Origin of the sequence: Streptomyces sp. NPDC088350, assembly GCF_044753545.1 — a bacterium.
Lineage (GTDB): Bacteria > Actinomycetota > Actinomycetes > Streptomycetales > Streptomycetaceae > Streptomyces.
Genome location: NZ_JBIVNL010000002.1, coordinates 925092 through 949052 on the forward strand (window position 1 = coordinate 925092; position 23961 = coordinate 949052).

A 23961-nucleotide genomic window follows, 5' to 3' on the forward strand; every position below is an offset into this window, starting at 1 on the left:
GGTGTCTGCGGCGCGGGCGGCGCTCCCGTCAAGACTGCCCGATCAGTCCGGGACGGTGATCAGCACCCGTCCCCGGCCGCCCGCGTCCACGCGGTCGTGGGCCTCGGCGATGTCCTTCAGCGGGTAGCGGTCGCCGACGTCGACGGTGAGGGCGCCGACCGCCGCGGCGGCCGTGAGGTCGCGGGCGGCCTGCCGTTTCGCCTCGGCGGGGAAGTCGTCGCTGCCGAGCAGGCGCAGGGTGACGTTGGTGAACAGGAGTGGCCAGAAAGGGAGTTCGGTGCGGTCGGCGCGGGTGCCGTACGCGGCGATCACTCCGTCGAGGGCGACGACCGCGGCGTCCAGGTCGGCGTTGTCGGACAGGGCCACCTCGACGACGCGGTGGACGCCGTCGGGCGCGTACGCGCGGATCGCCGCTGCCGGGTCCTCCTGGTCCAGGGCCACGGCGTGCGCGACGACGCCGGGGTCGACCCGGTCCAGGTCCTTGCCGTGCCGCACGGTGCCGAGCACCGTCGCCCCGCCCCAGCGGGCGAGTTGTGCGGCGAGGGAGCCGACCCCGCCGAGGACACCGTGGACCAGCACGAGCCGTCCGTCGACCGGGCCGTCGGCGAACACGGTGCGGTGGGCCGTGACTCCGGGGATGCCCAGGCTCGCGCCGAGTTCGTCGCCGAGGTGGTCGGGCAGGAGCACGGCCAGAGTGTCGGGTACGACGGTGTACTGGGCGGCGGTGCCGAACGGGCGGTAGGACTGCGCGCCGTACACCCACACCCGCTGCCCGACCCGGCGCGCGTCGACCCCGTCGCCCACGGCGTCGACCACCCCGGCGGCATCGCTGTGCGGGATCACCCGGGGGTACGGCATCGACGAACCGAGCCAGCCGCGCCGCTTCTTCGTGTCGCCGGGGTTCACGCCCGACACGGCGACCCGGACGCGGACCTCACCCGGGCCGGGTTCGGGGTCGGGCAGTTCGCCGACCCGGAGCACACCGGCCGCCGGGCCTTGTTCGTCGTACCAGGACGCGAGCATGGGGACCTCCGTCGTCTCGCTCCCGCCTCCGCACCGTACGGACGCGCTCCGGAGCAGCGGCTCCCTTCGTAGCAGGTTGCCGTGTCGACGCGTAACGTGACGCATCATGAAGATCCTCATCAGCGCCGACATGGAGGGTGCCACCGGCGTCACCTGGCCGGCCGACGTGCTGCCGGGGACACCGCAGTGGGAGCGGTGCCGTTCGCTGTTCACCTCGGACGTGAACGCGGCAGTCCTCGGCTTCCACGACGGCGGCGCCGACGAGGTGCTCGTCAACGAGGCGCACTGGACGATGCGCAACCTGCTGCTGGAGCGGCTCGACGAGCGGACGCAGATGCTCACCGGCCGGCACAAGTCCCTCTCCATGGTGGAGGGTGTGCAGCACGGCGACGTCGACGGCATCGCGTTCGTCGGCTACCACGCGGGCGCCGGCATGGAGGGCGTCCTCGCGCACACCTACCTCGCGAACTCGATCACCGGCGTGTGGCTGAACGACGTCCGCGCGAGCGAGGGACTCCTCAACGCGCATGTCGTCGCCGAGTACGGGGTACCGGTGGTCCTTGTCACCGGTGACGACGTGGCCTGTGAGGACGCCCTCGGGTACGCGCCCGAGGCGCTGAAGGTCGCCGTCAAGGACCATGTGTCGCGGTACGCGGCCGTGTGCCGTACACCGGCCAGGACGGCCGCCGACATCCGCGCGGCGGCGAAGGAGGCGGCGAAACTGGCGGTCCGTCAGGAACCGGTACGGGGCGGCCCGTTCACCGTCGCCCTCGAATTCGACGCCGAGCACCTCGCGATGGCCGCCACCGTCGTGCCCGGTGTCGGGCGGACCGGGGAGCGGAAGGTGGCGTACACCAGCGACACCATGTACGAGGGCATCCGGACCTTCAAGGCGGTCACCACGATCGTCTCGGCCGCGGTGGAGGAGCAGTATGGCTGACGTCGACATCGACGAGCAGGCGCTGGACGAGGTCGTGACGTTCACGTCCGACCTCATCCGCATCGACACGACCAACCGGGGCGGCGGCGACTGCCGGGAGCGGCCCGCCGCCGAGTACGCCGCCGAGCGACTGGCCGGCGCGGGCCTCGAACCCACCCTCCTCGAACGCACCAAGGGCCGCACCAATGTCGTCGCCCGCCTCGCGGGCACCGACCCCTCGGCGGACGCGCTCCTCGTGCACGGTCACCTGGACGTCGTACCGGCGCGGGCCGAGGACTGGAGCGTGCACCCCTTCTCCGGGGAGATCCGCGACGGGGTCGTCTGGGGGCGCGGCGCCGTCGACATGAAGAACATGGACGCGATGATCCTCGCCGTCGTGCGCGCCTGGGCCAGACAGGGCGTACGGCCGCGCCGCGACCTCGTCATCGCGTTCACCGCCGACGAGGAGGCGAGCGCCGTGGACGGCTCCGGGTTTCTCGCCGACGAGCACGCCGGGCTCTTCGAGGGCTGCACCGAAGGCATCAGCGAATCAGGGGCGTTCACCTTCCACGACGGCGCCGGCCGCCAGATCTACCCCATCGCGGCCGGTGAACGCGGCACCGGCTGGCTCAAGTTGACCGCGCGCGGCCGGGCAGGCCACGGCTCCAAGGTCAACCACGAGAACGCGGTCACCCGTCTCGCCGCCGCGATCACCCGCATCGGCGCACACGAATGGCCGCTACGGCTCACCCCGACCGTCCGCGCGGCCCTCACCGAACTCGCCGCCCTGTACGGCATCGAGCCCGACTTCGACGATGTGGACGGACTCCTCACCAAGCTCGGCCCGGCCGGCAAGCTCGTCGAGCCCACGGTCCGCAACAGCGCCAACCCGACCATGCTGAACGCCGGTTACAAGGTCAACGTGATCCCGGGCGAGGCCGTGGCCTACGTCGACGGACGCTGTCTGCCGGGCGGCGAGGACGAGTTCCGCACCACCCTGGACCGCCTCACCGGACCGGACGTCGACTGGGAGTTCCACCACCGCGAGGTGGCTCTCCAAGCACCGGTCGACTCGCCGACATACCGTCAGATGCGGGCTGCCGTCGAAGAGTTCGCGCCCGAGGGGCATGTGGTCCCGTACTGCATGTCCGGCGGCACGGACGCCAAACAGTTCTCGCGCCTCGGCATCACCGGCTACGGCTTCGCACCACTGAAGCTCCCCGAGGGCTTCGACTACCAGGCGCTGTTCCACGGAGTCGACGAACGGGTCCCCGTCGAGGCACTCCACTTCGGCGTCCGCGTCCTCGACCGCTTCCTGCGGTCGGCCTAGCAAGTGGGGGAGAACATGCGGACGTCGGCATACGGCTCGTGGCCCTCGCCCATCGACGCGGCGCTCGCCGCCGCACACGACGGACACCCCGAGTACGTCGGTTTCGTCGGCGACGAGGTCTGGTGGACCGAACCACGGCCCACCGAGGGCGGTCGCCGCACCCTGGTGCGCCGCCGCGCGGACGGCTCCGAGGAGTCGGTGCTGCCCGCGCCCTGGAACGTCCGCAGCCGGGTCATCGAGTACGGCGGGCAGCCCTGGGCCGGAGTGCTCCGGGAGGGCCGACCCCTCGTCGTCTTCGTGAACTTCGCCGACCAGCGGCTCTACCGGTACGAGCCGGGGAGCGAGCCGGTGCCGCTCACCCCGGTCTCTCCCGTGGGCGGTGGACTCCGCTGGGCGGAGCCCCAATTGATGCCCGACCTCGGTGAAGTCTGGTGCGTGTGCGAGGAGTTCACCGGCCCCGGGCCCGCCGACGTGCGCCGCGTGCTCGCCGCCGTACCGCTGGACGGGTCGGCCGCCGAGGACGAGGACGCCGTCCGTGACCTCACGTCCGACCGCCACCGGTTCCTGTCCGGGCCCCGGGTCTCGCCGGACGGACGGCAGGTGGCCTGGCTCGCCTGGGACCACCCGCGCATGCCGTGGGACGGCACCGAACTGATCGTGGCGGAGGTGACCGAGGCGGGCATCCTGCACGGGGCGCACCCCGTCGCCGGCGGGCCCGATGAGTCGATCGCGCAGGTCGACTGGGGGTTCGACGGCTCGCTTCTGTACGCGAGCGACCGCACCGGCTGGTGGAACCTCTACCGCGACCACGAGCCGGTGTGCCCGCGCGAGGAGGAGTTCGGCGGGCCGCTGTGGAAGCTCGGCCAGCGCTGGTTCGCCCCGCTGGAGAGCGGCCTGATCGCCGTCGTGCACGGGCGCGGAGCCACCGCGCTCGGCGTACTGGACCCGGAGACCGGCGAGGTCGTCGACGCGGCCGGCCCCTGGACCGAGTTCGCGTCCACCCTCGCGGTGCACGGCGAGCGGATCGCCGGCGTCGGAGCCAGCCCCCGCAGCGCCTACGAGGTCGTCGAACTCGACACCCGCACCGGCAGGGCCCGGGTCGTCGGCGCCGCCCACGACGACCCCGTGGACCCCGCCCACTACCCCGAACCGCAGATCCGCACCTTCACCGGCCCCGCCGGACGCGAGATCCACGCCCACATCTACCCGCCCCACAGCCCGAGTCGGTCCGCGCCGGGCGACGAACTGCCGCCGTACGTCATCTGGGCGCACGGCGGTCCCACCAGCCGGGCACCCCTCGTACTCGACCTGGAGATCGCCTACTTCACCTCGCGCGGCATCGGCGTCGCCGAGGTCAACTACGGCGGCTCGACCGGGCACGGCCGGGAGTACCGCAACCGGCTGCGCGAGCAGTGGGGCGTCGTCGACGTCGAGGACTGCGCCGCCGTCGCGCTCGCCCTCGCCGACGAGGGCACCGCCGACCGCGCCCGGCTCGCCGTCCGGGGCGGCAGCGCGGGCGGCTGGACCAGCGCCGCGTCCCTCGTGACCACCGACGTCTACGCCTGCGGCACCATCCTCTATCCGGTCCTCGACCTGGCCAACTGGGGCTCGGGCGAGACCCACGACTTCGAGTCCCGCTACCTGGAGACCCTGGTCGGCCCCCTCGCCGAGGTGCCGGCCCGCTACGCCGAACGCTCACCCGTCGAGCACGCCGACCGTGTCACCGCGCCCTTCCTGCTCATGCAGGGCCTGGACGACGTGATCTGCCCGCCCGCCCAGTGCGAACGCTTCCTGGAGCGGATGGCGGGCCGCCAAGTACCGCACGCCTACCTCACGTTCGAGGGCGAGGGCCACGGATTCCGCCGCGCCGACACCGTGATCCGTGCCCTGGAGGCCGAACTCTCCCTGTACGCACAGGTCTTCGGCCTCGCCCCGCCCGGTATCCCCACCCTGGAGCTCACCCCGTGACCCCACTCGTACGCCCGCACCGACTCGCCCCCGGCGCCCGCGTGGCCGTCGTCGCGCCCAGCGGACCGGTGTCCGAGGAACGGCTGGAGGCGGGCCTCGACATCCTGCGCGGCTGGGACCTCGACCCGGTCGTGGCACCCCATGTGCTCGACCGGCACGGCGAGTTGGACCATCTGGCCGGCGCGGACGCCGACCGCGCGGCCGATCTGCAGAGCGCGTGGTGCGATCCCTCCGTGGCCGCCGTCCTGTGCGCCCGCGGCGGCTACGGTGTGCAGCGCGTCGTCGACCTGCTCGACTGGGAGGCGATGCGCGCCGCCGGACCGAAGGTGTTCGTCGGGTTCAGCGACCCCACCGTGCTGCACCAGGCGTTCGCCACCCGGCTGGGCCTGGTCACCCTGTACGGGCCCGCCGCGGCCGGTGCCGACTTCATCAAGAACGCCCGTGCGCAGGAGCACTTGAGGGCGACCCTGTTCGACCCGGAGTCCGTGCGGACCGTCCGTGCCGTCCCGACCGGGGGCGGCGTACTGGTGCCTGGGCGGGCCCGGGGCGTCACGCTCGGCGGATGCCTGGCCCTGCTCGCCACCGACCTCGGCACCCCGCACGCGCTTCCCGGTGCGCGCGGCGGCCTGCTGGTGATCGAGGACGTCGGCGAACAGGCGTACCGCGTCGACCGGATGCTGACCCAACTCCTGCGCAGCGGCTGGCTCGACGGCGTCGCGGGCATCGCCCTCGGCTCGTGGGCCGGCTGCGGACCGTACGAGAAACTGCGCCCGGTGCTCGTCGACCGCCTCGGCGGACTCGGCGTGCCCGTCGTCGAGGAGTTCGGGTTCGGGCACTGCGACGGGGCGCTGACGATACCGCTCGGCGTGAGCGCCGAACTGGACGCGGACAAGGGCACGTTGACGTTGGACGAGCCCGCGCTGCGATAGCCGCCGCCCTGCCGGATCGCTTGTCGCGTCGCTGCCGAGAAACTCCCTTGTCGCTGCCGAGAAACCCCCTTCGTTCTCCGTCGGGTTGTCCTCAGTGTGGAGGTCCCTGTGTTTCGTCGTGCGCCTGGAATCCGCGCCGCGCTGGCTCTCGCGCTCACCGCACCGCTCGTCCTCACCGCACCGCTCGTCCTCGGCGGGCCCGCCGCCGCGACGGACCAATACACCGTCACCGCACTGAAGTTCACCGTCCCCGCGGGTGGTCGCGACTGCACGGTCGACGCCGATCTGTACCGGCCCGCCGGCGTGGACCGCGCCCACCCGGCGCCCGCCGTCATGGCGACCAACGGCTTCGGGGGCAGCAAGTCCGACGGTGCCACGGACTCCGTCGGCAAGGACTTCGCGCGGCGCGGCTATGCCGTACTCGTCTACTCCGGGCTCGGCTTCGGCAGGTCGGGCTGTCTCGTCTCGCTCGACGACCCGGACGTCGACGGGACGGCCGCGTCGGGACTGATCGACTTCCTGGCGGGCACACGGGCCGCCGACGACGGGACCAGGGCCGACTTCGTGACCCTCGACGCGAAGGGCGATCCCCGGGTCGGGATGATCGGCGGATCGTACGGCGGCGCCATCCAGCTGGCGACGGCGGCCGTGGACCACCGGGTGGACGCCCTCGTCCCCCTGATCACCTGGAACGACCTGGCGTACTCCCTTGATCCCAACAACGCGGCCGGCAACGGCAGTCGGAGCGTGCCGGGCGCCTTCAAGTGGCAGTGGACCAACGGCTTCTACCTCATGGGTGAGACCCAGCCCCTGACCGTGCCGGGCCTCGACCCGACCCGGATCAACTCCCTCGCCTGTCTGCACTTCGTCAGCGAGGCCTGCGCCATGATCCGCACGCTGAACTCCGGGAGCTACCCGGCCGGGGCGACGGCAGACCTGCTCGCCTACGCGCACAGCGTCTCGCCGGTGTCGTATCTCAACCGGGTGAAGGCACCGTCGCTGCTCGTCCAGGGCCAGGCCGACAGCCTGTTCGACCTCAACGAGGCGACGGCGACGTACAGGACGCTGACGGCGCAGGGGACGACCGCGAAGATGATCTGGCAGTCGTGGGGGCACAGCGGCGGGATGGCGCACCCGGCGCCGGGTGAACTCGACCTGAGTCAGGGCGACTTGGGGTCGAGCTATGTCGGGGGGCGGATCCTGGCCTGGTTCGACCGCTATCTGCTCCGGCGGAAGGACGTGGACACGGGACCGGCGTTCGCCTACTACCGCGACTGGATCACGGACCCGGCCCACACCTACGCCACCACGAACCAACTCCCCGCGCTAGACGAGAAGTTGTACCTCTCCGGCGACGGCAAGCTGGTGGGCGACCGGGCGAAGGTGGCGCGTGGCAGCCGTGGGTACGCCAACCGGCTTGTCCCCACGAGCCATTCGGAGAACTCGCTGAGCGCGATGACCGGCCTGCCGGACCCGGCGCCGTACGACACGGCGGGCACGTATCTGGGCTGGACCAGTGAACCCCTGACCCGCGCGACGGACGTCGTCGGCGCCCCGAGGGCGACGCTCAGGGTCGTCTCCCCGCAGGCGCGGCGCACGCAGAACTCCGGCGACGCCGCCGACAACCTTGTCCTCTTCGCCAAGCTCTACGATCTCGCGCCCGACGGCAGCGCGACGCTGGTCCACAGGCTGGTCGCCCCCGTCCGCGTGCCGGACGTCACGAAGAGCTTCACGGTCGGCCTGCCGGGGATCGTGCACCGGTTCGCGAAGGGGCACCGGCTGCGGTTCGTGATCGCGGCGAGCGACGACGCGTACACCGGGAACCGGGGGATCAAGCCGGTCACCGTGGTCAGCTCGCCGAAGGACACCGGGGTGCTGGAGCTGCCGGTCGTCGGCGGCTGAGTCACCCCGGGGCACCTCCTCACCGTGCGTGATGGCCGTTTCGGGCCCACCCTGGAGGCATGAGCCCGAAGACCACCGAGAGCGGCGGCAGGACCGGCCAACGGGAACGCGTGCTGACGCCCGCGCGGATCACGGTGCTGCTGCTCGCCGTCCTGGCCCTGATCTTCATCTTCGAGAACACCCGCGCCACGAAGATCCGCCTGCTGATCCCCGAGGTCACCATGCCGCTGTGGATGGCGCTGCTGGGGACGGCGGTCATCGGCGCCCTGTGCGGTTGGTATTTCATGCGACGGCGCCGCTAGGCCGCACTAGGGTGACGGGATGCCGCACACCGCATCCCGCTACCTTGCCGAGGGCCCCCGCGTGGGGATACGTCACTTCGCCTACGAGGACGGTGCCGAGTTCACCGCGCGTGCCCGGGAGAGCAAGGACCTGCATCAGCCGTGGCTGTTCCCGCCGGCCGGCGCCGACGCGTACACCGCTTACGCGCAGCGGCTGATCGAGGATCCCTCCAAGGCCGGGTTCGTCGTCTGCGAGGTGGACGGCGGAGGCATCGCCGGCTTCATCAACATCAACAACATCGTCCAGGGCGGGTTCCAGTGCGGTGCGCTCGGCTACGGCGCCTTCGCGCACGCGGCCGGGCGCGGGCTGATGCGCGAGGGGATGAACCTCGTGGTGGGGCACGCCTTCGGGCCGATGCGGCTGCACCGGCTGGAGATCAACGTGCAGCCCGGCAACGCCGGGTCGATCGGTCTCGCCCGCAGCTGCGGATTCCGGCTGGAGGGCTTCTCGCCGGACATGATCTACATCGACGGCGCGTGGCGGGACCACGAGCGCTGGGCGATCACCGCCGAGATGCGGACTTCCGGTTGACCTTCATCGTGTCGAGGTCCGTGACCGTCGACTTCAGATCGCGGAAGCCGTAGCCCAGACCGCGCAGCGCGGTCTCGGCGCGGTCCTCCGCGAGCGCCGCCGCCATCTCCTCGCCGTCCGCCGCGTCCGACACCACGACATACCGCCACGAAAAGTGCTTGAGCGGTGACGGCTCGTAACTGAGCGAGCCCTCCTCGCTGAACCGCATGCTCAGCATCCCGTGCTCCGCGGCCTCGCCCAGCAGCCGCTCCCGCGCCTCGTCCGTCAGCGCGTCCCAGGTGCCCCGGACGATCACCCGGTACGTGTGCTGTTCGCTCATCCGCCGGTCCACTCCTGTGCTCGGGTCATTGCAGGGGCGACTCTACGTCGACGGGGATCGACCGCATACGGAATTTCGTGGCGCTCGACGCCCCCTCCAACCTGGGCCTGCGCCCGTGGCCGGCCTCCCCGCACCGCGTCGGCCTCGACATCACCATCCACGACCCCGATCTCGACCCCGATCTCGACCCCGAGGGCAGCGCGGGCGCGCTCCTCGCCGTCCTCGTCGTCTCCGCCTTTGCGGAATCCTGACCGGCAGTGCCCCTGGCCACCGCACCGGTTGCCGGGTTCCATGGTGATCGTGACGACGATCCGACGTGAGGTACTGACCCTGCCCACCGCCGAGTTGGGTCCGGACAACCCGCTTCCCCCACTGCGTCTGCTCGACGAAGCACACCGTGTCGACGACCGGGACCGCGAGGAGTTGCCGCGCGGTGGGGGTGCCCCCGGTCGAGCGAAGCCGAGACTGGGGGAGGCCCGCCAGGTCGGCTACGAACCCCTCCGCAGCCTTCTCCCCACCCGCGTCCGCGACGGCTACGACAGAGACCGCGCACCCCGCCGGATCGACGCCCTCGTCATCGAGAACGACCGGCTCCGCGCCACCGTGCTGCCCGCCCTCGGCGGCCGGATCGCCTCCCTCGTCCACAAGCCGGCCGACCGTGAACTCCTGTACCGCAACCCGGTGTTGCAGCCCGCCAACTTCGCCCTCAACGGTGCCTGGTTCTCCGGCGGCATCGAGTGGAACATCGGCGCCACCGGCCACACCACCCTCTCCTGCGCCCCCCTGCACGCCGCCCGCGTCCCCGCCCCCGACGGCGGCGAGATGCTCCGCCTGTGGGAGTGGGAACGGCTCCGCGACCTCCCGTTCCAGATCGACCTCTGGCTCCCGGACGGCTCCGACTTCCTCTACGTCGGCGTCCGCGTCCGCAACCCGCACGAGAGGCCCGCGCCCGGCTACTGGTGGTCCAACATCGCGGTACCGGAGGAACGCCGGGTCCTCGCACCGGCGTCGGAGGCCTGGCACTTCGGGTACGAGCGCCGGCTGCGCCGGGTGCCCGTGCCGTCGTACGACGAAGTGGACCGGACGTACCCCCTCAACAGCCCTTACCCCGCCGACTACTTCTACGGGATACCGGACGGGCGGCGCCGCTGGATCGCCGCGCTCGACGCGGACGGGCACGGGCTGGTGCAGACGTCCACCGACGTGCTGCGGGGCCGCAAACTGTTCGTGTGGGGCACCGGCAGCGGCGGCCGGCGCTGGCAGGAGTGGCTCACCGAACCGGGCACCGGCGGCTACTGCGAGATCCAAGCGGGGCTCGCCCGCACCCAGTTGGAGCATGTGCGGCTGGACCCGGAGAGCGAGGTGTCCTGGCTGGAGGCGTACGGGCCCCTCGACGCGCGGGCCGAGGGGGAGTGGTCCACCGTCGTGGACGGCGCCGAGGCGCGGCTCGAAACCGCCCTGCCCCGCGCCGACGTCGACGCCGCCCACACCGCCTGGAAGCCGTACGCCGACACCGAACCCGGCGAGATCCTCGCCACCGGCTCCGGCTGGGGCGCCCTCGAAGTCCTGCGCGCCGACTGGAAGTTGCCCGGCACCCCCTTCGAGGAGTCCACGCTCGGCGAGGCCCAGGCGCCCTGGGCGGAACTGCTGCGCAGCGGTGTCCTGCCCGAGCCGCGCCGGGTGAGGCCGCCCGGCGAGACACTGGTCGCCCCGCACTGGCGGGACATGCTGGAGACCGCGCCCGCCACCCCGCTCACCGAGTACCACCTCGGCGTCGCGCAGTGGCACGCCGGCGATCGGGCGCAGGCGGTGCGCAGTTGGGAGCGGGCCCTCGAACTCGCCCCGTCCCTCTGGCCGTTGCTGCGCTGTCTCGCCGTGGCGGACCAGGAGGCCGGGAACCACCAGCGGGCCGCCGACCGGTACAACGAGGCCTTCGCCGACCTGTGTCACGAGCGGCGGGACGCCGGGGAGCGGTGGACCGCCGCCACGGCCGCGCTCGGCCGCGAGGCCGTCGAGGCGCTGCTGCGGGTGCGGCGGACGGCGGACGCCCGCGCGGTGTGGGAGATGCTGCACCCCGCCACCCGGGAACGCGGCCGATTCCTGCTGCTCCAGGCCGAGTTGCTGCTCGCGGAAGGGCGGCGCGACGACGCCTGGGCGGTCTTCGCCGACGGCTTCGAGGTCGCCGACCTGCGCGAGGGCACCGAGTCGATCGGCCGGCTGTGGGCCCGCCTCACCGACGAACCACTGCCGGCCCGCTACGACTTCCGGATGCGGCCCGAAACGTCCTGAGCGCGGTCCGTGGACCGGCGGTCGCCGATCAGACCCGCCGGTCCACGTACTCGTAGACCGAACCGTCCGGATGCACCGCGATCAGATTGCGGCCCCCGGGTGTCTCCAGCGGGCCCGCGACGATCCGCGCGCCGAGTCCGGTGAGCACCGCGTGGGTCTCCTCGACGTCCTTGACGGCGATCGTGGCGGAGATCTTGCGCAGCACCTCCAGCTCCGCCTCCGGCCCGCTCATCAGCAGGAAACAGCCGACCGCGGCGACCGACACGCCACCCCGCTCGAAGCGGAGCGCGGTGTTGCCCGCGAGCCCTTCGTAGAAGGGGACGGCGGTCTCCAGGTCGTCGACGCAGATACGCAGCGTGGCTCCCAGAATCTCCATGAGGACGAGCCTAGTTGGAGAGACCGGGCCGCGGTGATCCCTCTCGACGATCCGAGCCGGGCGGTCACACGGCGAGCACGATCGGCGCCGGCGGAAGGACGCGGATCAGACGTCCTTGCGGCACAGGATCTCCCCGTGCACCACGGCGAACCAGCCGTCCTCCTGCCTGCCCCACTCCCGCCAGGCGTCGGAGATGGCGTGCAGTTGCCCGGTGGTCGCGTGGCCGCCCTCGGTCGCGACCCCCGCGTACGACGACGCGACGGTACGGTCCGCCCACAGGCCGCTCCACCAGGCCCGCTCGTCCGGAGTGTGGAACGTCCAGGTGCTGGACGTGGCCGTGATGTCCGTCAGCCCCGCCCGCAGTGCCCACGATTTGAGACGCCGTCCGGCGTCCGGCTCGCCCCCGTTGGCGCGGGCCACCCGCCGGTACAGCTCCCGCCAGTCGTCCAGCCCCGGCACCTCCGGATACCAGCTCATGGCCGCGAAGTCCCCGTCGCGGGCGGCGATGAACCCGCCCGGCTTGGTCACCCGCACCATCTCCCGCAGCGCCTGCACCGGATCGCCCACGTGCTGGAGCACCTGATGGGCGTGGACCACGCAGAAGGTGTCGTCCGGGAAGTCCAGCGCGTGGACGTCGGCGACCGCGAAGTCGACGTTCGTCAGGCCCCGTTGGGCAGCCGTGGCACGGGCCTGGTCCAGGATGCCCGGCTCGCGGTCGACACCGGTGACGTGCCCGTCGGGGACCAGCGCCGCCAGGTCGGCGGTGATGGTGCCCGGCCCGCAGCCGATGTCCAGGATCTTCATGTGCGGCTTCAGTGAACCGAGCAGGTACGAGGCCGAGTTGACGGCGGTTCGCCGGGTGTGCGAACGCAGTACGGACTCGTGGTGCCCGTGCGTGTAGACAGCGGTCTCCTGCGGCTTCGGCATGGCTCTACCTACCCCTTCGCGTCTTCTTCGTCGTAAGCGTCAAGGTACGCGCGCATGTCGCATGATGAGACCTACGTTTTACTATGTGGACTGACGGGTGATCAGGGATTCTGTCGGCGGCCGGTACACCGTCAGTGCCTCGGGCAGCTCCTCCAGCGTCAACTCGCGGCCCACGTCGGTGACTTCGCCGTCGAACGCGAGGAGCGTGCCGGGCGCGAGGCCGGACAGGCGCAGGCGGTGGACCTGGGCCGACGCGTGGGCGGGGTGGGGGCACCTCCCGCTGGAGCGAAGCCGAGAGCGGGGGAGGGTGAAGGGCCCGGCGAGGGCTGCCGGGAGCAGGCGCAGCGCGGGCCTGCGACCGCCGGTGCAGACGCGGGACAGGGCGACCGCCACCGCGATCGGGGCCACCACCGCGCCCCAGGCCGGCGACTCCAGGGCCACACCGGTCGCGAACGCCGCCGCCGACGCCGCGTGACCGGACGGGAACGAGGTGGTGATCGGCTGCCGCTTCAGCCGCCGTACCAAGGGAACCGGGTCCAGGGCGGGCCGGTCGCGGCGCACGGTCCGCTTGCCGATGGTGTTGATGGTGAGGGAGGCCACGCTCAGCGAGGCGAGGCCCCGGGCGGCGGCCCGGCGGGCGCGCGGGGTACGGCTCACGGCCACCGCGGCGGCCGTCGCGAACCACAGCGCACCGTGGTTGGCGCTCCGGCTCAGCCGGGGCAGCACGGGCTCGCCGGCGGGCCAGTGCCGCTCCGCGGCCACCTCGAAGAGGCGGGAGTCCAGGGAGAGCGGCCATGCGCGCAGGGCGTGGCGGCCGGGCAGGGGGACCGTGAGGTCGACGTCGGGGCTCCTGCGCCGCCGGGTACCCTGAAATGGCCGTTTGCTGCCCGGCGGACCGTCGGCGAACCCAATCCATCGTCGGCCGGCCGTTTCGTTCCGACCACCGGCGGACCGTTTCATCGGAGGACCCCCGCATGCGCCTGCTCCTCATCCGTCACGGTCAGACGACGGCCAACGTGGACTATCTCCTCGACACGGCCGTCCCCGGCGCGGAGTTGACCGACCTCGGCCGCCGCCAGGCCGCCGCCCTCCCCGAGGCCCTCGCCGACGAGGACATCGAGGCCCTCTACGCCTCCACCCTGATCCGCACCCAGTGCACCGCGGCCCCGCTGGCCGCCGCGCGCGGCCTCGACATACGCGTCCGGGACGGCATCCGGGAGCTGTCGGCCGGTGACCTGGAGATGCTGCCCGGCGACACGGAGCCCGGCCACGAGTACATGCGGATCGTCTTCGCGTGGGCCGCCGGCGACACGGAGCTGCGGATGCCGGGCGGCGAGAGCGGCACCGAGGCCCTCGCCCGCTACGACGCCGTGATCACCGAGGCGGCGGACAGCGGCGCCCGTACCGTCGCCATGGTCAGCCACGGCGCCGCGATCCGGATGTGGACGGCCGCCCGCGCCGACAACGTCGACGTGCCCTTCGCCGCCGCCCGCCCGCTGGAGAACACCGGCATCGTGATCCTGGACGGCTCCCCGGCCGACGGCTGGAAGGCCCTGTCCTGGGAGGGCGCCGCCGTCGAGGCGGCCGGACCGGGCACGGACGGCGGCCCGACCGGCCAGCCGCTCGACGCGGACCAGAAGCCCTGACGAGGTCCCGGCGAAGTCCTGGCCAAGCCCTCACGGGCACCATGGCCGAGGCCCTCGCGGGCACAATAAGCGTTTGCCCGGCCGCGAGGCCGCCCCACAGAATGCGTGGTCATGGGACATCTGGAAGCCGCACACCTCGAGTACTACCTCCCCGACGGGAGGCCGCTCCTCGGCGATGTGTCCTTCCGGGTCGGCGAAGGCGCCGTGGTCGCCCTGGTCGGGCCCAACGGCGCCGGCAAGACGACCCTGCTCCGGCTGATCTCCGGCGAGCTGAAGCCGCACGGCGGCACGGTCACCGTGAGCGGCGGCCTGGGCGTGATGCGCCAGTTCGTGGGCTCCGTACGCGACGAGAGCACCGTACGGGACCTGCTGGTGTCGGTCGCCCCGCCCCGCATCCGCGCGGTCGCCGCGGAGGTCGACAAGGCCGAGCACGGCATCATGACCGTCGACGACGAGGCGGCCCAACTCGCCTACGCGCAGGCCCTGTCCGACTGGGCCGAGGTGCACGGCTACGAGTTCGAGACGCTGTGGGACATGTGCACCATGGCCGCGCTCGGCGTGCCGTACGACAAGGCGCAGTTCCGACAGGTCGGCACGCTCTCCGGCGGTGAGCAGAAGCGGCTCGTCCTGGAGGCGCTGCTGCGCGGCTCCGACGAGGTACTGCTGCTCGACGAGCCCGACAACTACCTCGACGTACCCGGCAAGCGGTGGCTGGAGGAGCGGCTCAAGGAGACCCGCAAGACGGTGCTGTTCGTCTCCCACGACCGTGAACTCCTCGCCCGCGCCGCCGAGAAGATCGTCTCCGTGGAACCCTCGCCCACCGGCGCCGACGCCTGGGTGCACGGCGGCGGCTTCGCCACCTACCACGAGGCCCGGCGCGAACGCTTCGCCCGCTTCGAGGAGTTGCGCCGCCGCTGGGACGAGAAGCACGCCCAGCTGAAGAAGCTCGTCCTGAACCTCCGTCAGGCCGCCTCCATCTCCCACGAGTTGGCCTCGCGCTACGCCGCCGCCCAGACCCGCCTCCGCAAGTTCGAGGAGGCGGGCCCGCCGCCCGAGCCGCCGCGCGAGCAGGACATCACCATGCGCATCAAGGGAGGCCGCACCGGCGTAAGGGCCGTCACCTGCAAGGGACTTGAACTCACCGGCCTGATGAAACCCTTCGACCTGGAGGTCTTCTACGGCGAACGCGTCGCCGTCCTCGGCTCGAACGGCTCCGGCAAGTCGCACTTCCTGCGCCTCCTCGCCGGCGACGACGTGAAGCACACGGGGGAGTGGAAGCTCGGCGCGCGCGTCGTGCCCGGCCACTTCGCGCAGACCCACGCCCACCCCGAACTCCAGGGCCGCACCCTCCTCGACATCCTGTGGAAGGAACACGCGCAGGCCCAGGGACCCGCCATGTCCCGACTGCGCCGCTACGAGCTGACCGGCCAGGCCGAGCAGAGCTTCGACCGGCTCTCCGGCGGCCAGCAGGCCCGCTTCCAGATCCTCCTCCTGGAACTCCAGGGCGTCACCGCCCTGCTCCTCGACGAGCCCACCGACAACCTCGACCTGGAGTCCGCGGAAGCCCTTCAGGAGGGGCTTGAGGCGTTCGACGGCACGGTGCTCTCCGTCACCCACGACCGCTGGTTCGCCCGCTCCTTCGACCGCTACCTGGTCTTCGGCAGCGACGGCAAGGTCCGCGAGAGCACCGAGCCCGTGTGGGACGAGCGGCGGGTGGAGCGCGCGCGGTAGTTCCCTTTGTACGGAGGTTGCGGGGCCGGAACGCCGGAATGTTCGTAGAGTGGTCCCAGGACCGTGAGACTCGACGAGCGGGGCACACCATGACCGGAGTCGACCCTGCGCGCCTGGACGACTCCCAGCTCATGAAGGAGCTGGAGACCATCCACCGCACGCGCCACGACACCCTGCTGTACGGCTCGAACGGCGCGCTGCGCGCCCACAACGACCGCATGGCCCGGCTGGAGGGCGAGTACCTGCGCCGCCATCCCCGCCGCCTCGTGGCCCCGGGCCGTACCCGGCAGGGGGCACGCGAGCGGGACTGAGGCGTTCCGCGCGGGCGTGTCCCTCCGAGGAGGATGTGCGGGCCGGGCTTGAGGCGCCGGCTGGTCGCGCCCACGCGGCGGAGCCGCACATCGGCACAGCCCCGCGCCCCTGAAGGGGGCGCTCCCTGACCGGGGATTCACCCGCTCGGCCCCGCACGTCCCGCTAATGGGGTCTGGCCGCGCGCGGCTCTCTCCTGGGCGGGCTGTGATGGTGGTGCCGCCGTCCTCGGTCTAAGGAGACCCGCTCATGCGTCGCACCGCCCTTGCTCTGTCCGTCGTCGCCCTTGTCGGCGTCGTCGGGGGTGCCGCCGGTCCCGCTTCGGCCGCCGATCCGGCCGCCGAGGTCAGTCCGAGCAGTGTGCGGGCGGGCGGGAGTGTGACCGTGTCCGTCTCCTGCGAGGCGATCGGGGGGACCGCGCCCGACACCGTCGACGCCTCGTCCCAGGCCTTCGACGACGGCACCGTCCCGCTGCAACGGGTGCCGGGCAACGACGACCGGGGAGCCGGAGCCGCCTACCGGGGCACCGCGCGCGTCTCCGACCGTGACGGGGTCGGGCGGGACTCCGCGTGGACCGTCGACGGGACCTGTCCGGCGCCGCCCGGGGGACAGGGCAGGCCGTGGACCGCGACCTTCAGCGTGGAGCGCGGGGAAGCGCAGCCGTGTCAGGAGCTGCGGGGGGAGTCCTGCGGTGCCGCCGTGATCGAGCGCGGGGTGCGGGCCGGTGAGGGCGGTACCTTCACCGACTCCGTGCCGGCGCTGGTCGCCGGGGGCGTGCTGATCGCGGGCGCGTGCGGTGGTGCCGTGTACCGGCTGCGCAGGCGGACGCCGGGACACTGAGGGCGCGACCAGGACACGGCACGGCACGGCTTCAGGGACGGCGCGGAGGCACCATGGGGCAGGCGGACGCGGTAGGACAGGGGCCCGTCCGGTACGGGCCGGTGTTCCCCGACGACGGACTGCCCGTCCTGCCGGAACTGGCCGCCGTGCTCGCCGCCGCCGCGAGCCGCACCGAGGAGCAGCCGGTGGGCGGAGCTCCCGCACTGCTCGACGCCGCGAGCGGCTACTTCGAACGCCGGGGACTGCCCGCCGACCCCGCGCGCGTGGCCGCCGCCCCCGGTGCCCCCGCCCTGCTGGTCGCGCTGACCGCCGCGCTCGGCGGTGACGTCCTGGTGCCCAGACCCTGTGCCGCCTGGTGGGCGCCGTACGCGCGCCTGTTGGGCAGACCCGTCTTCCATGTGGGCACCCCGGCCGAGTGCGGCGGGGTGCCCGATCCGTACGCCCTACTGGAGACGGTGCGCCGGGTCCGGGACGAGGGCGGTGACCCGCGTCTGCTCGTCGTGTCCGTCGCCGACGACCCCACCGCCACCGTGGTACCGCCCGAGGTCATGCACGAGACCGTCGAGGCCGCCGCGGGCGAGGGGCTGCACCTGGTCAGCGACGAGACCTGGCGCGACACCCTGCACGCGCCCCGGCGCACCATGCTGCTCAGCCCCGCCGAGATGCTGCCCGATCGGGTCACCGTCGTCACCGACCTCGCCGGCGGGCTGCTCCCGTCCGGCTGGCCGGCCGCCGTCGCCCGCTTCCCCGTCGGCCACGCCGGAAACGGGCTCCACGCGCGCGTGCTCGACGTCCTCACCGCACTCGGCGCCCGCGTCGCCGCACCGGTCGCCGCCGCGGCCGGCCACGCCCTCGGCGAACCCCCGCCCGTCATCGCCCGCCGCGACACCGCCGTACACCTCCACGCGCGCGTGGCCGCCGCCGCGCACGCCGCGGTCACCGGGGCGGGCGCGTTCTCCCGGCCGCCGCAGGCGGGACGTCATCTGTACGTCGATCTCGGGCCGTTGCGCCACGCGCTCACCCCGCGGGGGGTGGGCGACGCCCAGGACCTGGAGGAGTTCCTCACCGCCCGGCTCGGCATGCCCGCGCCGGGCGGCCACCGCTTCGGCGACGACCTGGGCGCGCTGCGGGTACGGCTGTCCACCGGGCCGCTGCTGGGCCGTACGGACGAGGAACGCGCGGAATGCCTCACGTCACCCGTGCCGTTGGAACTGCCACACGTGCAACGCGCGTTGATGTCCTTGAGGTCGATCTTCGACGATCTCCGCGACGACGCTCAGCGATGGGAGCCTCCTCGATGACGCAGCAGTCCGAGTCGATCACCAGCACGACGACCGCGCGGGAAACCGCCGCCCAGACGCCCCCGTTCGCCCCCTCCTCGCCCCCGCTCGCGGAACCCCGCCCCCTCGGCGAGCGACGCGTATGGCCCCGGACCTTCCACGACCGGCTCACCGCCCCGCTGCCCGGCCTCAAGGCGATCGCCCGCTTCGCCCGCGAGGGCTCCGTAAGGCCCCGCCCGGACGGTCTCGCCGACATCCCCCGACTCCCGTTCGCACCCGAACCGCTGCCCCAGGTCGACGCGTTGACCGTCGCCGTCACCTGGGCGGGCCACGCCAGTTGGGTGGTGCGCATCGGCGGCCTGACGATCCTCACCGACCCGGTCTGGTCCCGCCGCATCCTCGGCACCCCGGCCCGGATCACCCCCGTGGGAGTGTCCTGGGAGGCACTCCCGCCCATCGACGCCGTCGTCATCAGCCACAACCACTACGACCACCTCGACGCCCCCACCCTGCGCCGACTCCCGCGCCACACCCCGGTGTTCGCGCCGGCCGGTCTCGGCGCCTGGTTCCGGCGCCGCAGATTCACCCGCGTCACCGAACTCGACTGGTGGGAAGCGGCCCAACTCGACGGCGTCCGCCTCGACTTCGTGCCCGCCCACCACTGGTCCAAGCGCAGCCTCACCGACACCTGCCACTCCCTGTGGGGCGGTTGGGTGCTGACGGCACCGGACGGACAGCGCGTCTACTTCGCGGGCGACACGGGCTACGGCCACTGGTTCTCGCGCATCGGCCGCCGCTATCCGGGAATCGACCTGGCCCTACTGCCCATCGGCGCCTACGACCCGCGCTGGTGGCTGAGCGACGTCCACTGCGATCCGGAGGAGGCGGTGCGGGCCGTACAGGATCTGGGGGCGCGACGGATGGCTCCGATGCACTGGGGCACGTTCGTCCTGTCGGCGGAGCCGGTCCTGGAGCCGCTCACACGGGTGCGGGCGGCCTGGGAACAAGCGGGCCTGGCCAGGCAAGACCTGTGGGATCTACCGGTGGGAGCTTCAAGAGTGCTCGACTAGACGTCCTTTAGGGGTGCGGGGCTGTGTCGATTTGCGGCTCCGCCGCGGGGCGCGACCAGCCCCCACCGACCCGCACCCCGCAACGAAACATCAACTGGCAGCCCGAACCCGCCGCCACAAAGCAGGCGCCACACTGATCACCACGGTCAGCGCGACCGCCGCCACAACCCCCTCCCACGGCTCCGGAAACAACGAACCCCCAAGGATGCCGATCAGCTGGTACGTCACGGCCCACGCCAGACACGCGGGCGCATTACCCCGGGCGAACCGGCGGATCGGCCACTCCGCCATCAGACACGCGAGCATCACCGGAATACGCCCCGCCGGTACCAGCCGGGACAGCACCAGCACCGCCACCCCGTGATCGGCAAGCTTCTCCTGGGCCTGCTCAAGACGCTCCTCCGGCGCCCGCGCACGGATCGCCTCCAGCCAGCGCGACCCGTTCTTCGACCCCATCCCGCGCCGCCCCAGCCAGTACAGCGCGATGTCCCCGAGGAACGCGGCCAGCGACGCCGTCACGAACACCAGCGCCAGCGCGAACGGCGCCGTCTGGTGAAAGGCGACCACGGCCGCCGAACTCACCAGCGCCCCCGTAGGGATCACCGGCACCAGCGCCCCGAACAGCACCAGCAGGAACAACGACGGGTAACCGATGGCCTGTTGGGTCGACTCGGGCGACCTCGTCGCCGTCGCGGACAGCGCGTCCGCGATCCAGCTCACCGGGCGACCTCCGGGCGCACGCTCTCCCCGTGTCCCAGCCGGTGCACCGCCACCGACGGCGCGAGCTGCGCCGCGATCCGCACGAACTCGTCGCCCGGCGTGTGGAATTCGTGCGGGCGCACCGCGTCCATCCCGATCGGCCAGTACGTGCCGTAGTGCACCGGCACCGCACTGCGCGGCGCGAGCCGCACCAGCGCCCGGGCCGCGCGTCCCGCGTCCAGATGCCCCTCGCCGAGATACGGACCCCAGCCGCCGACCGGCAGCAGCGCCACGTCGACCGGCCCGACCTCCTTGGCCATGTCGTCGAACAGCCCGGTGTCCCCGGCGAAGTAGGTGCGCGCCTCGCCCTCGACGACGTAGCCCAGCGCGGGGGACCGGTGCGGGCCGACCGGCAGCCGACGCCCGTCGTGCCGCGCGGGGACGGCCCGTACGACCAGGTCACCGACCCTCGTCCGGTCGCCCGGGGTCACCTCGTCGATCCGCAGCTGCCGGAGCCGGCGCAGCCCCGGTACCGCGCGGAGTGCGCCCCGGGGCACGAGCAGGCGCGTGCCCGGGGCGAGGGCGGCCAGCGAGGGAAGGTGCAGGTGGTCGGCGTGGAGATGGGAGACGAGCGCCAGGTCCGCGTGCCGGGCCTCGGGCGGCGGCACCGCGCCCCGGCGGCGTCGTAGATGCGCGAGCCGGCGGGCGAACAGGGGGTCGGTGAGGACGCGTATGCCCGAGTCCTCGATCGTGCAGGTGGCGTGACCCCACCAGGTGATCTCCACCGGCACCTTCTTTGCCTCCTTCGCGCGACTCCCCCGAAGCCTACGGGCAGGAGTAGGGTCGGCGGCGAAACCCGGAGGTGAGGGGGACGCCATGGGACAGGTGCGCGGTGCCTCGGGCATGCGCCCGCGGCTTCGGGTCACGGCGATCGCCAGCCTGACGCCGCTGGAGGAGCTGGACGACGACCCCTTCCTGGTCGACTCCCGAAGTCAGCACGCGATGTGCGCGCGCTGGGCCGCCGACCACGGCTATGTGATCGCCCGCGAACTCCTCGTCCGCGGTCTGCGCCCCGACCACTGCGCCCTGTGGGACGGCGTCCGCCCCGGCCTCGACCTGTTCGTCGCCCCCAGCCGCCGGGTCCTGGAGAGCGCGCTGTCCTCCGTCGACGAGTTCACCGACGAGTGCGCGCGCCGCGGGGTGCGGATCGAGACCGTCGGACACGCGGAACCCTCGTACGACGCGCAGGCCAAGGCGCGCGTGCACCGGCGGCTGTCGATGCCCACGGCGGGCTACGACGGCCGGTGACACCGGGGCAGGTCAGCCCGTTGTGACAAGGTGGGTGGAGGCCTGCCGGGTCGACGGGCCGGGACGTGAGGTGTACGGGGCGTGGGTGGAGCGCGGTGGCGGCGGCTCGCCAGTCAGGTCGGGCGGAGCATCGCGGTGTGGGCCGTCTCCACGGTCACCATGCTGGTGCTCGCCGGGATCCTGCCGGACTTCCAGCTCCAGTCGGCGGACGGCGACAGCGCCACCCGGATCGCGGTCACGGCCGCGCTCGGCGCCGGCGCCTTCGGTGTGCTGTCGGCCCTCGTCTGGCCGCTGCTGGTACGGCTGTTGCTGCTGGTGCCCGCGCTCGTCCTCGGCCTCCTCGTGTTCGTGCTCAACGGCTCGCTCCTGCTGATCGCCCTGCGGATCAATCCCGACGGCGGGCTGCGCGGCCAGGTCGCCCCCGAGACCGCCGTCGTCGTGGCCGCCGTGATGTCCGCCGTCGCCTCCGCCACGGGCGGTGCCCTGGCCGTGCGCGACGACGACGCCTACCGCCGCCGCCTCTACCGTCTCGCCGACCGCCGCCGCAGAGCCCTGCCGCCGGGCCCGTCCTCGCCCGGCACCGTCTTCCTGCAACTCGACGGCGTCGGCCACGACGTCCTGCTCGCCGCCGTCGCCAAGGGCCTGATGCCGACCGTCGCGAAACTCCTCGGCGGCCCCCGCCCCACCCACCGCCTCACCCCCTGGCGCACCGACTGGTCCAGCCAGACCGGCGCCAGCCAGCTCGGCATCCTGCACGGCTCCAACCACGACATCCCCGCGTTCCGCTGGTACGAGAAGGACACCGGCGAGGTGATGGTCTGCAACCGTCCGACCAGCGCGGCCGAACTCCAGCGCCGCGCCGTCGAGTTCACCGGCGACGGCGGCCTCCTCACCGTCGACGGCGCCAGCCGCGGCAACCTGTTCGGCGGCGGCGCGGACGAACAGGCCCTCGTCCTGTCCATCGCCGCCCGCCGCCGGGGCCGCGACAACCGTTCCCGCGCGGGCTACTTCGCCTACTTCTCCGACCCCGCCAACGCCGTCCGCACCGCGATGTCCTTCGTCGCCGAGGTCGTCCGCGAGATCGCCCAGTCGACCCGCTCCCGCCTCACCAAGCAGCGCCCCCGCGTCAAACGCGGCGGCCTCTACCCCCTCGTCCGCGCCTTCGCGACCGTCGTCGAACGCGACGTCGTCGTCGCGGCCGTCATGGGCGACATGCTCGCCGGCCGCACCGCCGTCTACGCCGACCTCGTGGCCTACGACGAGGTCGCCCACCACTCCGGACCGCGCAGCCGTGACGCCGCCAAGGTCCTCCAACGCCTGGACCGCGCCCTCGCGTTGATCGAGAACGTCGCCGAGCACGCCCCGCGCCCGTACCGGATCGTCGTCCTCTCCGACCACGGACAGAGCCCCGGCGAGACCTTCCAGGGCCGCTACGGCCTCACCCTCGGCGACTTCGTCCGGGCGGGCTGCGGGCTGCCCGTGCCGCGCCGGGCCCGCCGCACCCACAGCGGCGCCGAGGCCCGCGCGGCCGTCCGCGCGGCGCTGCGCAGGCCGGCCAAGGACGGCGACGAGCGGCAGGCCCACTCCGGCCGACACTCCGAGCCGGTCGTGCTGGCCTCCGGCAACCTCGGCCTGGTCTCCTTCCCGGACGTGCCGCACCGCATGACCAAGGAGGAGATCGACGCCCGCCACCCGGCACTGCTGACGACCCTCGCCAACCACCCCGGCGTCGGCTTCGTCCTGGTCCGCAGCGAGGAACACGGGGGACTCGTCCTCGGCGCGCACGGTGCCGAACTCCCGGTGGCCGAACTCGACGACAAACAGGGCCCGTTGGCGGACTTCGGCCCCGGCGTCGCGGACGCCGTCCGGCGCACCCACTCCTTCCCGCACACCGCCGACATCATGGTCAACTCCTGGTACGACCCGGCCGAGGGCGAAGTCCTCGCCTTCGAGGAGCAGATCGGTTCGCACGGCGGCCTCGGCGGCTCCCAGGGCAAGCCGTTCCTGCTGTCGCCGCACGCCTTCTCCCCACCGGTCGGCGAGGGCGAGGACCTCGTCGGCGCGGAGCACGTCCACCGGGTACTGCGCCGCTGGCTGCGGGAGTGCAATGGACCCCAAGTACCGCTGACGGCCGAGCCGGAGGAGCGGGCCGCCTGAAAATGGGCTGCGGCGGGTGGGCGGTGAGCACACACTGTTCGAGTCTCCCCACCTCGAACCTCCTTC

Annotated in this window: 23 protein-coding genes and 1 pseudogene; 17 read left to right on the forward strand and 7 right to left on the reverse strand. The window is 72.7% G+C overall.

What is annotated here, in order from left to right:
• Positions 1–42: 42 nt before the first annotated feature.
• Positions 43–1023 carry an NADPH:quinone reductase gene (locus ACIQBL_RS09280; protein WP_401938633.1) on the reverse strand — a complete coding sequence of 327 codons (981 nt, stop codon included), beginning with the start codon at positions 1021–1023 and terminating at the stop codon, positions 43–45.
• 106 nt (positions 1024–1129) lie between these two features.
• Between ACIQBL_RS09280 and ACIQBL_RS09285 the strand changes: the two genes are divergently transcribed.
• The 7 genes from ACIQBL_RS09285 to ACIQBL_RS09315 all read left to right on the forward strand — a co-directional run bounded on the left by ACIQBL_RS09285 (position 1130) and on the right by ACIQBL_RS09315 (position 8944).
• Entirely contained in the window at positions 1130–1963 is an 834-nt protein-coding gene (locus ACIQBL_RS09285) for a M55 family metallopeptidase (RefSeq protein ID WP_401938635.1), read from the forward strand.
• Positions 1956–3272 carry a M20/M25/M40 family metallo-hydrolase gene (locus tag ACIQBL_RS09290; protein ID WP_401938638.1) on the forward strand — a complete coding sequence of 439 codons (1317 nt, stop codon included), beginning with the start codon at positions 1956–1958 and terminating at the stop codon, positions 3270–3272. The genes ACIQBL_RS09285 and ACIQBL_RS09290 overlap by 8 nt, the downstream gene beginning before the upstream one ends.
• 15 nt (positions 3273–3287) lie before the next feature.
• Positions 3288–5240, forward strand: a complete 1953-nt coding sequence (locus tag ACIQBL_RS09295; RefSeq protein WP_401938641.1) for a prolyl oligopeptidase family serine peptidase — start codon at positions 3288–3290, stop codon at positions 5238–5240.
• Complete coding sequence (locus ACIQBL_RS09300; protein ID WP_401938642.1) at positions 5237–6169, forward strand: LD-carboxypeptidase; 933 nt, start codon at positions 5237–5239, stop codon at positions 6167–6169. The genes ACIQBL_RS09295 and ACIQBL_RS09300 overlap by 4 nt, the downstream gene beginning before the upstream one ends.
• A gap of 108 nt (positions 6170–6277) precedes the next feature.
• Positions 6278–8071 (forward strand): CocE/NonD family hydrolase, encoded by a 1794-nt coding sequence (locus tag ACIQBL_RS09305; RefSeq protein ID WP_401938644.1) that lies wholly within the window; start codon positions 6278–6280, stop codon positions 8069–8071.
• 59 nt (positions 8072–8130) lie between these two features.
• On the forward strand, positions 8131–8373 hold the full coding sequence (locus tag ACIQBL_RS09310) for a LapA family protein (RefSeq protein ID WP_266774077.1): 243 nt from the start codon (positions 8131–8133) through the stop codon (positions 8371–8373).
• A 19-nt stretch (positions 8374–8392) separates the two neighbouring features.
• A complete protein-coding gene (locus tag ACIQBL_RS09315; protein ID WP_401938647.1) occupies positions 8393–8944 on the forward strand; it encodes a GNAT family N-acetyltransferase in 552 nt (183 codons plus the stop codon).
• On the opposite strand, the gene ACIQBL_RS09320 is transcribed toward ACIQBL_RS09315, so the two are convergent.
• On the reverse strand, positions 8916–9263 hold the full coding sequence (locus tag ACIQBL_RS09320) for a DUF6204 family protein (protein WP_401938648.1): 348 nt from the start codon (positions 9261–9263) through the stop codon (positions 8916–8918). The two genes, ACIQBL_RS09315 and ACIQBL_RS09320, sit on opposite strands and share 29 nt — an antisense overlap.
• Before the next feature lie 77 nt (positions 9264–9340).
• On the opposite strand from ACIQBL_RS09320, the gene ACIQBL_RS09325 reads away from it, so the two are divergent.
• Both ACIQBL_RS09325 and ACIQBL_RS09330 read left to right on the forward strand, forming a co-directional pair.
• Positions 9341–9514 (forward strand): hypothetical protein, encoded by a 174-nt coding sequence (locus ACIQBL_RS09325; RefSeq protein WP_401938650.1) that lies wholly within the window; start codon positions 9341–9343, stop codon positions 9512–9514.
• Between the two features lie 40 nt (positions 9515–9554).
• Complete coding sequence (locus ACIQBL_RS09330) at positions 9555–11552, forward strand: DUF5107 domain-containing protein (RefSeq protein ID WP_401938653.1); 1998 nt, start codon at positions 9555–9557, stop codon at positions 11550–11552.
• Between the two features lie 28 nt (positions 11553–11580).
• Here ACIQBL_RS09330 and ACIQBL_RS09335 read toward each other — a convergent pair whose 3' ends face one another.
• From ACIQBL_RS09335 to ACIQBL_RS09345, 3 genes and pseudogenes are all read right to left on the reverse strand, one after another.
• Positions 11581–11928 carry a VOC family protein gene (locus ACIQBL_RS09335; protein ID WP_401938654.1) on the reverse strand — a complete coding sequence of 116 codons (348 nt, stop codon included), beginning with the start codon at positions 11926–11928 and terminating at the stop codon, positions 11581–11583.
• A gap of 105 nt (positions 11929–12033) precedes the next feature.
• Positions 12034–12855 carry a methyltransferase domain-containing protein gene (locus tag ACIQBL_RS09340; RefSeq protein WP_401938656.1) on the reverse strand — a complete coding sequence of 274 codons (822 nt, stop codon included), beginning with the start codon at positions 12853–12855 and terminating at the stop codon, positions 12034–12036.
• 221 nt (positions 12856–13076) lie between these two features.
• Positions 13077–13659 (reverse strand): annotated as a pseudogene (locus ACIQBL_RS09345) (phosphatase PAP2 family protein); the annotation flags it as partial.
• Positions 13660–13829: 170 nt separating this feature from the next.
• Here ACIQBL_RS09345 and ACIQBL_RS09350 point away from each other — a divergent pair.
• The 6 genes from ACIQBL_RS09350 to ACIQBL_RS09375 all read left to right on the forward strand — a co-directional run bounded on the left by ACIQBL_RS09350 (position 13830) and on the right by ACIQBL_RS09375 (position 19731).
• Positions 13830–14501 (forward strand): histidine phosphatase family protein, encoded by a 672-nt coding sequence (locus ACIQBL_RS09350; RefSeq protein ID WP_401938658.1) that lies wholly within the window; start codon positions 13830–13832, stop codon positions 14499–14501.
• Between the two features lie 111 nt (positions 14502–14612).
• Positions 14613–16232 carry an ABC-F family ATP-binding cassette domain-containing protein gene (locus tag ACIQBL_RS09355; protein ID WP_401938662.1) on the forward strand — a complete coding sequence of 540 codons (1620 nt, stop codon included), beginning with the start codon at positions 14613–14615 and terminating at the stop codon, positions 16230–16232.
• A gap of 38 nt (positions 16233–16270) precedes the next feature.
• A complete protein-coding gene (locus ACIQBL_RS09360; RefSeq protein ID WP_401938664.1) occupies positions 16271–16543 on the forward strand; it encodes a DUF6158 family protein in 273 nt (90 codons plus the stop codon).
• Positions 16544–16790: 247 nt separating this feature from the next.
• Positions 16791–17381, forward strand: a complete 591-nt coding sequence (locus ACIQBL_RS09365) for a hypothetical protein (protein ID WP_401938666.1) — start codon at positions 16791–16793, stop codon at positions 17379–17381.
• Positions 17382–17434: 53 nt separating this feature from the next.
• On the forward strand, positions 17435–18682 hold the full coding sequence (locus ACIQBL_RS09370) for an aminotransferase class I/II-fold pyridoxal phosphate-dependent enzyme (protein WP_401938668.1): 1248 nt from the start codon (positions 17435–17437) through the stop codon (positions 18680–18682).
• Positions 18679–19731, forward strand: coding sequence for an MBL fold metallo-hydrolase (locus tag ACIQBL_RS09375; protein ID WP_401938670.1), 1053 nt, complete (start codon positions 18679–18681; stop codon positions 19729–19731). Before ACIQBL_RS09370 ends, ACIQBL_RS09375 begins: the two co-directional genes overlap by 4 nt.
• A gap of 90 nt (positions 19732–19821) precedes the next feature.
• Here the strand turns inward: ACIQBL_RS09375 and ACIQBL_RS09380 are convergent, their stop codons facing one another.
• Positions 19822–20451, reverse strand: coding sequence for a DedA family protein (locus ACIQBL_RS09380; RefSeq protein WP_401938671.1), 630 nt, complete (start codon positions 20449–20451; stop codon positions 19822–19824).
• Positions 20448–21221, reverse strand: a complete 774-nt coding sequence (locus ACIQBL_RS09385) for an MBL fold metallo-hydrolase (RefSeq protein ID WP_401938673.1) — start codon at positions 21219–21221, stop codon at positions 20448–20450. The genes ACIQBL_RS09380 and ACIQBL_RS09385 overlap by 4 nt, the downstream gene beginning before the upstream one ends.
• Positions 21222–21306: 85 nt before the next feature.
• On the opposite strand from ACIQBL_RS09385, the gene ACIQBL_RS09390 reads away from it, so the two are divergent.
• Both ACIQBL_RS09390 and ACIQBL_RS09395 read left to right on the forward strand, forming a co-directional pair.
• The gene (locus ACIQBL_RS09390) at positions 21307–21738 is read left to right on the forward strand and encodes a hypothetical protein (protein ID WP_401938675.1); all 432 of its coding nucleotides are present in this window, start codon (positions 21307–21309) and stop codon (positions 21736–21738) included.
• A gap of 81 nt (positions 21739–21819) precedes the next feature.
• Positions 21820–23895, forward strand: a complete 2076-nt coding sequence (locus ACIQBL_RS09395; protein WP_401938677.1) for a phage holin family protein — start codon at positions 21820–21822, stop codon at positions 23893–23895.
• Positions 23896–23961 lie beyond the last annotated feature (66 nt).